General features: G+C 69.4%; 3 protein-coding genes. All 3 read right to left on the bottom strand.

What is annotated here, in order from left to right:
• A partial coding sequence (locus AVKW3434_RS10385; protein WP_284405775.1) for a two-partner secretion domain-containing protein occupies positions 1 to 7216 on the bottom strand: 7216 nt, incomplete at its 3' end.
• Between the two features lie 55 nt (positions 7217 to 7271).
• Positions 7272 to 8972 carry a ShlB/FhaC/HecB family hemolysin secretion/activation protein gene (locus AVKW3434_RS10380; protein ID WP_284405774.1) on the bottom strand — a complete coding sequence of 567 codons (1701 nt, stop codon included), beginning with the start codon at positions 8970 to 8972 and terminating at the stop codon, positions 7272 to 7274.
• 9 nt (positions 8973 to 8981) lie between these two features.
• Positions 8982 to 10865 carry a filamentous hemagglutinin N-terminal domain-containing protein gene (locus AVKW3434_RS10375; RefSeq protein ID WP_284405773.1) on the bottom strand — a complete coding sequence of 628 codons (1884 nt, stop codon included), beginning with the start codon at positions 10863 to 10865 and terminating at the stop codon, positions 8982 to 8984.
• Positions 10866 to 11209: the final 344 nt, after the last annotated feature.

Genomic DNA, 11209 nt, shown 5'->3' with positions numbered 1-11209 from the left:
GCAGGGTGATGTCCCCCTGGCCGGCTTCGGCCTTGCCTGCATCCGCTTTCCCATTCGCGACGATGCTCAGATTGCGGCCGGCGCTGATCTCCCCGCCCGAGAGGGTTTCCTGGCGCTGGATGAGCGCGTGGTCGTAGCCCTTGCGGTGTTCTTCTTCGTGCGAGAAGGCGCTGTCTTTGACGGCCTCCACCCGCACGTTCGCGCCCTGGATCAGCACGTCCTGCTGCGCCTTGATTTGCGCACCGAGGGCCACGACGTCGCCTTTGGCACGCACGGTGGTGCTGCCTTCTCCGCCGTCGATGACGGTGCCGGTGTGCACGGTGCTCGATTGGCGCGTGCGGCTCTCGCCGGTCTGCACGCGCGTTTCCTCGCGCGTTTCCATGTCGCCGTTGTAGGTGACGAAGGTCTGGTACTGGGCGCTGCGCTCGTCGCTGCTCGTCGTCTTGGCCGTCGTGCCCAGGCGGATGTCGCCGCCCGCGTACAGGCCCGCACCGGTCTTGCCCGACACCCGGCTGGCATCCAGCACGATGTTCCCGCCCGCATCCAGCACGATCTTGCCGGCGTCGCTGGTGAACTGGCCGTCGGTGGCCGCAATGTTTCCATCGGCCTGCAGGTAGCCGCCGTTGTGCGCCACGATGGTGCCCCGGCTGTTGGCGATGTCGCCCTGGATGCTGGTCAGCAGGCTGCCCGCTTCGATCCGGCCTTGCTCGTTGTTCAGGCCACCGCCGGACAGCCGCATCACGCCGCCCGCCTGGATGCCGGCGCCGAAGTTGTCGATGCCCCCAGCGGCCGCGATGATGAGGCTGTTGCCGACCTCGAACTGGCCCCGGTTGATGAACTGCCCGCTCAGGTTCAGGGCCAGGTCGTTGGCGCTGATGCCGCCCGGCACGATGTGCAGCTGGCTCCAGTCGGGCAGCGCCACGCTGGCGCCCCCGCCCAGCAGCGCACCGATGCCGCCTTGCGGCGTGCTCACGTCCACCCGCGGCAGGGCCAGCGGCTTGGTGTTGACGAACTCAGGTGGCACCTCGCCCGGCACACCGGGCCCGCCCGTGCCCACCGTGACGTTGCCCGCGCCTGCATTGTTCGCTCCGCTGCCCCCTCCGATGGGGCCGGGCAGCGTGTCCGGCCGCTGCACTCCGACGAAGGTGGGGCCCTTGACGTTGCCCTGCACGGCCTGGCCCTCGGGCGCCTGGGCGATGGCGGTGGTCTGCACGTTACGGTCGCGCGCCTGCTGCACCAGGGGCAATCCGGTGGCCGGGTCGATCCCTGGCTGGTGCACGATGGTGCCACCGTTGATGGTGATGGCATCGCCCACGATGGTGCCGGTGTTCGGCCCGGTGAGGGTGATGGTGGCCGCACCGCTGCCGGTGTTCAGCCGCGCGATGGCCCGCGAATCGCCCTCGACCTGCACGGTCTTGCCGTCCGCGTCCTTGCCTTCCCAGATGACCTTCTGGTCGATGAACCGCTGCTCGATGGTGCCGCCGCCCACGGCCGCATCCGACGCCTCGTTGATGAGCGTACCGTTGAAGCCGCCACCGATGACCAGCTGGGCCCGATGGGCCACGTTGCTGTAGCTCACCACCTGTGCGTCCGTGAGACCGGCAGGGGCGGTGGGGATTTCGTAGGTGCCGTCGAAGACGTTGGGCATGCCGCCGGCCTGCACCTGGCCGGTGGCCTGGTTGTGGATGGCCCCGCTGGCGCTGCCGGCGATGGCCACGCTGCCTTGGTTGAGCAGGGTGCCGCCCCAGCGCACTTCCGCCGCACCGACGCTCCAGCTCTCGCCCACGCCGACCTGGATGCCGTTCACCTGCAGGTCGAGCTTGCCCAGCGCGATGAGCGCGTTGCTGGCGGCGGCATAGCTGCCCGGCGTGGTCAGCTTGGCGTCGGCCAGGCTACCCACCACGCCGCTGTTGGCGTAGCTGCTCGCGCCGATGTCCAGCAGGCTGCCTGCGATGACCACGCCGCTGGCGGCGTTGCTGAAGCCACCCGCCGTCTGGATGTCGATCTTGGCCGCTGGGCCGCCCTGGCCGTACAGGGTACCGGCGTTGGCGAAGGACGAACCGGTGACGGTGATGTTGCGGCCCAGCACCTGGCTGTCGGCACCGCCGGTCACGCCTGCGGTGGCCTTGAGCGTGACGTCGCCCGACGCTGCCAAGGTGCCGTTGTTGTCGATGCCGCCGGAGGTGGCGGTCACGGCCAGATCGCCGCTGCTGGCGATGAGCTGGCCCTGGTTGGTCATGCTGGCGGCGTCGATGGTGACCCGGCTGCCGCTGACTTGCCCCGAAACGCCCTGCGCCGGCGCGGTGTTGGTGAAAGCGCCGTTGCTGCGGATGGTGACGGCGCCGTTGGCATTCAACTGGCCGCCGCTGTTCTGCACGGACGCGCCCGACACGGTGAGGCTGCCCCCCGCAGAGATGATGCCGGTGCTGGCGCCACCGCCAGCGACGCCAGCGGAGGTGAGCGGGTCGTTCGTGCTGCGCTCGTTGCTCAGGCTGCCGATGATCTCGACGTCGCCGCCGGAGCTCACCACGCCCTTGTTGCTGAGGTTGGCGACCTGCACGGTGAGCTTGCCGCCCGCATCCACGGTGCCGGGGCTTTGCACATAGCGCCAGTCCGCGGCCGGGCCGTTGGGCGCGCAACCGCCCATGACGACACAGGTGCGGCTTTCGGTCAGGCCGTTGTCGAAGCTACCGCCCGAGATGGACATCAGGCCATCCGCATGGATGCGGCCGCCGTTGCTCATGGCACCGGCGTTGAGCAAGACGGTACCGCCATTGAGCGTGCCGGTGTTCGTGACCGAGCCGCCGTTGGCGGAAAGCGTGCCCAGCGCGCTGACGCTGCCGCTGTTGTCCAGCCCGCCCGAAATGTCCACCACCGTGCCGGAAATGCCGCCCGTGTTGGAGGTGCTGCCCACAGAAACGGCCGAGCCCGAGACCTGCCCGCCATTGGAAAGCGCGCCCATGGCGACGATGTTGGCGGCGATCTGCCCGTTGTTGGTGGTGGCGCCCGAGACGTCCAGCCGCTGCTGGGCCAGGATGTCGCCCCCGTTGCTCAGCGCCGCATTGATGCCGATGCCTTCGGCCACCATGCGGCCCGCGTTGGACAGCATGCCACCGCTGTAGGTGATGTTGCCGCCCGCCTGGACGGTGCCGCCCGTGCCCAGGCCGCCAGCGGCCTGAATGTCGATTCCCTGCGCCGCGCTCCAGGTCCCCTGGGTGCCCAGGGACATGCCTGCGGAGGACTGAAGGGTGAGCTGGCCTGCGGTGACGATGCCGCCGCCGATCACGCGGTTGCTGTCGATGGCGCGCGCGCGGATGGCGATGCTGCCCTGCGACTGCATGAGGCCGTCGTTGACGAGGTCGCCGGTGGTGTCGATGGCGACCGGTTGGGCGAACGTCATCTGACCCTGGTTGTGGATGCGCCCGGCATCGGCGCGCAGTTGCGCCTGCCCCAGCCACTGGCTGTTGCCGGCGAACACGAGGTTCTGCGCTGCGTGCAGGTCGGCATTGCCGGCCACCTCCACCGTGCGGCCGAAACCGATGCTGCCCGACCGGCTCTGGGCGATGAGGGCCGCTTGTGCCACCAGCGGGCCGGCGACGGAGATGTCGCCCTGCGCCTGCAGCGCGAGCGGTGCGCCGGCCTGCACGGCGCCGCCGAACTGGATCGCCCCCGTGGCGCTGGCCACGTCGCCGCGCGCGAACTGGGCATCACCCGCGACGCGCACGCCCTGCTGACCGGTCAGGCGCAAGTCGCCCAACGTCGCCAACGGACCACCGATGTAGATCGCCCCGGCGTCCGCCTGCAGCGCGATGCCCTGGTTGACGCGCAGCTCCTGCGCGACGGCGATGCCCTGGCCCGCCACGGCGTCCAGCCGGCCGCCCACGCGGGCGGTGCCGCCGTAGGCCTGGCCGGCGCCGCTTTGGATGCGCGCATCCTGCAGCACGAGCGTATCGCCCTGGATGGCGACCTCTCCACCCGCCTGGGCGCCCAGACTGCCGCCGAACGAAGCGGCGCCGCCGACACGGATGTCGCGCCCCGCCACCAGGCTGGCGGCCCCTTGCACGGTGACGGATCGATCGATGCGGTGGTCGCCGCCGACGGCTGCGTCGTACCGGCCGCCCGTCTGCAGGCTGCGCAGGTGCAGATCACCCCCCGCCTGCACGGACGTCGCCGCATGGCCCGCGGCGCCCGGGGCGATGCTGTTTGAAGGGCCTGCCGCCGCACCGCCCGTGACGTCGGTGGCGGTGATATTCCTGCCGGCCGAAAGCGTCAGGGCGCCCGAGGTGGCGATCACCCCGCCCACGCCGATGTCGGCCCTAGCGGAGGTGGCGGCGATGCTGCCGGCGATGAAGTCGCCGGCGATGCGCAGATCGTCCTGCGTCTGCACCACCGCGTCGCCCGCTGCCTGAACGGACTGCAGGCGGGCGCTGGGCGCCGCCACGCGGAGGTTGCCACCGGCCCGCAGGTTCTGGGCCTGCAGCTCGGTCGCGGTCTGGACGATCAGGCCGGCACCGGCCGTGAGGTCACCGGTGACGGCGATCCTCTGGGCGCTGTCGAGTGCGAGCGAACCGCCGGATGCGACCGCCCCCCGCACGTCGATGCCACCGCCCGAGGCGATGCGCACATCGCCGTTGGCGACCACGTCTCCCAGGCTCGACACACCACCCGTCCCAGCATCCAGCCGGACGGCGCCCTGCGCCTGCACCCCGCGGGCCAGGGCGACACCGGCTCCTGCGATCTGCACGTCGCCGCCCGACTGCACGTCGCCCTTGAACACCGCCTGCCCCTGCGCCGACACCGAGAGATGGCGGCCCGAAGCCACCGGACCGCCCAGCACGACGTCGCCCTGCCGCGAGGCGATTTCGAGATCGCCACGCGCACTGGCCTGCTGCAGATCGACACTGCCCTGGCTTCGGATGGCGATGTTTTCGTTGGCTTGCACGGCACGCGCCGAGACGCCGCCCGCGCCCGCGTTGAGCTGCACGCTGCCGCCCGAACGCACGTCGCCGCCGAGCTGCAGGCGGTCCCGGGCGGTGATGCCCACCAGCCCGCCGACGACGTCGCCGCCGATCGCCACGTTGCCCGCATCGATGCCGACGCCGCCCCCCGTGAGACCGCCGAGCGCGGCGAAATCGCCGCCGGCCGACCATTGCTGGCCGGCGCCGGACACCGAAGCACCCGACAGCCGGATGTCGCCGCCTGCCGTGGCGCCGATGCCGCCGGCGGCCGCGATGTCCGCCGCCGCGGAGATGCCTTGCGCCGCCGTGATGTGGGCATTGCCCCCCACGCTGACCGAGGACCCGAAGGCCACTCCGGCACCGGCGTGCAGGCTGAGGTTGCCTGCGACCTGGACGGCGTCGCCGAAGCCGATGTCGCTCCCGCTTGAAAGGGCGGCACTGCCGCCGATGTTCACGGCGCCCTGGGCGCTCAGGGGCCCGCGCACGTTCAGGTCGAGGTTGCCGCTCACATTCAGGCCGCTGCCCGGCTGGCCCAGTTGCACCTCGCCGCCCGTCACGTTCATCGCGCCGGCATCGACGTCGCCGCGCAGGCCGATGCGGGCTGCATCCATGTTCAGCGACTGGCCCACGCGGGTGGCGCCCCCCATCTCGATGGAGCGCCCGCCTGCCACCGTCAGGTTGCGGCTGACGGTCGTCTGGCCGGACGCGTTCACGCTGTCCGCCGCGATGGTGGCGCTTTCGTTGACTTGCAACCGCCCGCCCAGCGTGGCGGAGTCACGCGCCCGCAGGTCGAGCTGGTTGCCTACCAGCGTGGTGCCGTACAGGCCCGCGGAACGTTCGCCCTCGATCGCCAGGTCCCGCGCCACCGAAAGGCGGCCGTCCTGCCGGACGTCCTGCCCTTTGAGGGTGGCATTCCCCACCACGTCGATGACGCTTTGCGCGCTGCCCAGCTGCAGCTGGCCACCCGCGCGGGCATCGAGGTTGCCGCCCACCAGCAGCTTGTCGGTCACGGCCACATCGCCAGCGCTGCTTTGCAGCTGCACGTTGCCCTGCACGCGCACGGGGCCGTCGAATTGGGCCCCTGCCGCCCCGTTGGCCTGCAATTGGCCGTGGGCCGTGACCTCGCCCGCCACGGTGATCCGGCCCGAGCTGTCCAACTGGATGTTGCGCGCGGCGGAAACGCCCGCGGCCTGCAGGCTGCCCGCGCTGCGCACGGTGACATCTTCCTGATAGGCCAGCACTGCACCGCGCAGGTTCACGCCCATGCCTTCATCGGTGGAGATCACCCGGATCTGTCCCGCGGTCATGGCGCCCAGCGCGGTCGCATCGATGGCGATGCCGCGCTGGCCCAGCGGCGTGGCGGAGAGGGGAAACGCGCTCTTGTTGCCGTCCGCATCGGCCTGGCGTCCCGCCGTGAGCTGGATGCTGGAGACGCTGCGATTGAGGTAGTGGGCCCGCAGGGGACCGTCGATGAAGAGCGTCTCGCCGATCAGGTCGAGCTGGCCGACGGTGCCTTCGATGCCCGTGCCCAGCACGTCGATCCGCCCCCCGCCCACGGAAAAGCGCGGCTGCGCGGCCTGGCCGAACGCGCTCGGTGCACCCGTGGCATCGCGCCACTGAACGGTGCCCGTGCTGAGCGTGAAATGGGGCGTGTTGACGACCCCGCATCCGTCGCAGGTGATCCCGTTCGGGTTGGCGATGATGACGCTGGCCGGGTTGCCGAACACCTCCACCGTGCCGCCGATGCGCCCCGCCGGACCGGCGACGGTCACTTCGTTGACGATGGTGTTGGCGGTGCGGCCGTTGGAGAGATTGGGATTGGCCGCGGCCTGGCCACCCAGCAGCGGCGTGCCGCCCACCAGGCTGTTGTTGAGAACGGCACCCGCCGAGGGCACGTCGAAGCGCTGGAATTGGTTCAGCGAAATGCCCGCCGCGTTGGGCGTGGTGATGTTCACCAGCGCCGCGCCGCCCTGCAGCATCTGCACGCCCGGCTGGAAGGCCAGCGGCGCGCGCGGGTCGGCGATCGGGACCGCGTTGAATCCCCCGGGTGGCGGCACCTGGGCTTGGGCCGGTGGGATACCGATCGCCCATGTACCGCCCGGCCCGGCGCCCACCTGCAACTGCAACGCAGTGAAGAGCGCCAGCACACCGCGTGCGGTATGGCGCGCCCAGCGGGGAGCGCGGTACGGCGTGGAGGCCGATGCTTCGCGCCGACCGGTCCCTGCTGCCGGTTGCTTGGTGTGGTTTTTGTGGTTCATCAGTTACCGCCCGTCCTGCCTGTCCTGCTGCCTGGAACCGTCCAGGGTCATCACATCAAAATTGGTATGCCGCGCTCACGTTGGCCCGCCACCCGCTGTCGGCCACGCCCTGTGGCCTGCGGATCGGCTTGCCCAGGATGACTTCGACGTAGCCCGTTCGGTACGCCACGCGCACACCGCCCCCGGCGCCAGCCAGAGCGTGGGAGCGGCCATCGGACACGGTCGATACGCGCGCCATGTCCAGGAAGGCATAGGGCTCGTACCGCACCTCGCCCCCGAACAGCGGCGGCGCCTTCTGCCAGGCCCATTCGTTGCGCCAGTAAGCGCCCCGATCCCCGCCCTGGGCGGATTCGGCAAAGCCGCGCACGCTGCCGACCCCGCCGGCAAAAAGTTGCTCGGACGAGTACAGCGGATGCCGGCTCCACTGCCCCGCTGCCCGGGACCGCCAGACCCACGCTCCCGGCAGCGGCCGCTCCAGCGAGGCCGACAGTTCGGCCTTCGTGAACGCGTAGCGTGCGGCGGCGGACGGAAGGTCCGCCGGGTCGCGGTTGGCTCCCCACCACGGCAGGCCGCGCGACACGCCGGCATCGGCCGTCCATTGGCCCATGCCCTGCTCCGTCTCGAAGCGCTGCAGGCGGTTGATGCCGACACGCAGCACGGTCTGGTCCTGGGGCGACAGCCGCAGGTTGTTGATGGAGCGCTCGGAGTCGCGCCGCGTGAGCGACACGTCGAAGGCCGTCTTGCTGGTCTGGTCGCGGTCGAGCAGGTGGTTGAGCGAAAGGGTGTAGCTCCTGGACCGGCCGTACACGAGCGCGGTGTCGCCCACGAGGTTCTGGTATTCCGAGATGGACGCCATGCCCGCCAGCGTGGTGTAGCCCAGGGGCACCGAGAACGTGCCATAGAGGGCGTTCGTGTCCGCGCTGGTGGTCAGGCCCGCATTCAGCGACTCCATCAGGCCCAGCACGTTGCCGTTGTCCACACCCATCTGGACCCGCAGCCGGCCGGTGGTGGCCGCCCCCTGGTTGTCCAGCGACAGGTTGTACCTCGCGCCTTCGCGGGGCTGGTTGACGAACTCCACGATGGAGCCGCCCGGCTGCGTGCCGGGGCGTATCTGCACCTGCACGTTGTTGCGCCGCAGGCGGTTGAGCTGATCGACCGCCTGCTCGATGTCGCGCAGGCGCAGCACGTCGCCCTCGCGCATGGGCATGGCCATGGCGATGCCGGGCCCGTCGGCGCGCCCGGCATCGACCGCGATGCCGTTGTAGAGCAGCTTTTCGATGGTGCCCGGCACGATGGTGATGACCAGCACCCCCTCGTGCAGGCTCTGGTTGCCCACATAGGCACGCGATGTGGTGTACCCCGCCGCCACGAGCGCGCGGCTGATGCGCTCCAGCAGCACGTTGATGTGCGCCACACCCAGCGACTGGCCCACGAAAGGCGCCGACACGTCGCGAAAAGCGGCCGGGGACAGCAGCTCCGCGCCGTCCTGGCGGATGGTATGGATCGGGAAAGTGGGGCCCGTGGACGGAATGTCGGACAGCGCCCGGGCATCCGGTGTGCGGGTGGACGGCCCAGGCTGGTCGAACTGGATGTTCGCCGGGGGTCCCTGCCGCAGCAGATCGTCCCGCAGCTTCTCTTGCTGCTCACGGATGAGCTGGTCGTTGGGATCGCGCAACGGCGGGGGCACTTGCGCGTGCCCCATGGCAGGGGCGAGCACCAGCACGCAGAGCGTGCCGCTCAGGCGGGAGAATTTCATGCCGAGCCCCTACCAGAAAAGACCGAGGTGGTTTTCCAGGCGCACCGGGTCGCGGTGCGGAGGCCGGATCACTTCGATGGCGCCATCGACGCCTTCCGAGGCCGTGAACAGCCCGCCCTCCTGCCGCGCCGCGCCCTTGAGCACCATGCGGCCTTGCTGCACGGTGAAGCTGCCGCCCTGGTCGGTCGCATACACCTGGGCCCACGTATCGCCCAACGCCGCCTTCAACCCCCGGTCGCGCAAGATCACCGTGTGCACCGGACGGGCACGCGCCGTGATGACGGGAGCCTCCAGCACCATGCCCCGGCCGCCGAACACCTGGCCGGCGTCGTTCAGGATCTGCCCGCCCGCTCGGAGGCTGAGGGCGTCCGCCGCCATGATCTGGCCGCCCACCAGGGCCTCCGAGGAAGACGCCGTGCGCTTGCAGATGAAGAGAAAACAGCTTTGGCGGTAGGCAAACTGCCCGACGCTGTGCGCCTGGATGGTGACGTCGCCCGTGGCGACGATGTCCACCTTGCCGCCGTTCGAGAACAGGTAGCCGCCCAGGTTGCCGAAGCTGCCTGACGACACGGCGAGATCCCCCTGGGCGACCCAGTAGGCCTGGTTGGCCGTGTCGGTCAACACGCCCATGTCCACCTGGTAGCCGCTGCGGCGCTTGAACACGCTGTGGCTTTTCCAGTCGATGCTGCCCGCCCCCGGCGTGTGAAGGGTTTCGGTGCGGACCGCGCCGGGGGTTTGCACGGTGAGCGCACCGTTGGACACGATCCGTGCATCCACCGAGGTGATGTCGCCGCCGGCGAACAGGCCCACCGCATCGTTGCGCCCGAAGAGGAGCGCCGTCTTCGCGGCTCCCACCGGCGTGCTGTGCTCGATGGCCCCGCCCGCACGGAGCAGGACGGCATAGCGCCCGTCGCCTTCGTCGGCCGACCGGTTCTCCCCCGAGATTTCGCCGCCCACGTTGCGAAGGGCGCCCTTGGCTTCCAGCACGGTGTTGGAGCCGGCCGCCACCAGGCTGCTGCGCTCGGCCGCGTTGCGGAAGTTCATCTCGTCCGCCTGGACGTGGATCTGGCCCAGCGCCTGGATCTGGCCGCCGACCTGCTCGATCTGCCCCGTGCTCGTCAACTGAAAGTCGCCGGCCGATGCCACGAGTTGCCCGGCATTGCGCACCCCGGCGCCCTGGTCCGTCACCAGGATTTCGATGCGGCCGGACGTCACCTTGGAATCCGCACTGAGATTGAGCGCCAGTGCCGAAGAAGATGCCTTGCCCGCGGTGTAGTGCACCCAGGGGGTCAGGTTATCGACCGGAGACGCGGCCGTATCGAACTGGGCCAGCGATTCGCCTGCGACGATGCGCACCGTGGCCGTGGACGACGAGAAACTGTTGGTGACCGCCCCCCGAATTCCCACGGTCTTGGCCATCATTTCCAATCGGATCAGATTGCCGGAAACCCCTTGCGAATCGATTAGCAACTCGCCCTGCGTGGTGCGCACATCCACATAGCGCTGCGAATGGCCGGAAGGCTGGATTTCATCCCGCAAGCTCACGGCCCCCGTCGTCAACGCGACGCTGCCGAAATTGAAGAAACTGCCCCCGTTGACGCGAATGCCGTTCTGGTTGGCGAGAATCAGATTCGCGCGCGGACCGGTGACGTCCAGCGGGCCTTCAATATGCGAAGGCGCTGCCGACAATACCTCGGCGACGATGGTGCGGGCCCGCACGGCATCGTTGACAAAGGTCAGGCCGGCGGCACCGATGTCGAAGCGGGAAAACCCGTTGTAGGACACCCCGTCCTGCGTCGCATTGGGGGTGACCAGTGTCCGCGCACCCGGCACGGCCTGCACCTGCACTGGACTGGACGGATGCGCTACCACGAGCGCCTGTGCGTGGGCCATCAATGGCCCTGCCCCTGCGAGCAGGCATGCCAGCGCCGCTCCCTTTGAGCCGAAGGCTCTTTTCATTGTCATATTCCCAAGGATTTCATGACCCGCCAGTCTTTCCGTCACCCAAACGGAGGCAGGCCATCGGAAAACTCACGGGAAGCCGACCGCCACCGCAAGTTTCATTTCAATTTGAAACAAGGGCAGGATCATATTCACAATATTGACGCGATTCTTACCATGTTGCGACGTAAGCACAGCTGCGAATAAAGCCTTGCCTCGTCCATCAAATCATGAGATGGCGCAACTTGATTCCACCTTGGGATTACTGCAATGGTGCTATTGACAGCATTAATGAC

It is taken from the genome of Acidovorax sp. SUPP3434, from assembly GCF_030159015.1.
In the GTDB taxonomy this organism is placed as follows: domain Bacteria; phylum Pseudomonadota; class Gammaproteobacteria; order Burkholderiales; family Burkholderiaceae_C; genus Paracidovorax.
Note: the sequence above shows the minus strand (reverse complement) of the source record. Positions and strands in the feature narration are given on the sequence as shown.

What these genes read in the sequence shown, in the direction of transcription:
- AVKW3434_RS10380 (WP_284405774.1), bottom strand. Translation starts at nt 8,972, where the DNA reads ATGAAATTCTCCCGCCTGAGCGGCACGCTCTGCGTGCTGGTGCTCGCC.
- AVKW3434_RS10375 (WP_284405773.1), bottom strand. Translation starts at nt 10,865, where the DNA reads ATGGCCCACGCACAGGCGCTCGTGGTAGCGCATCCGTCCAGTCCAGTG.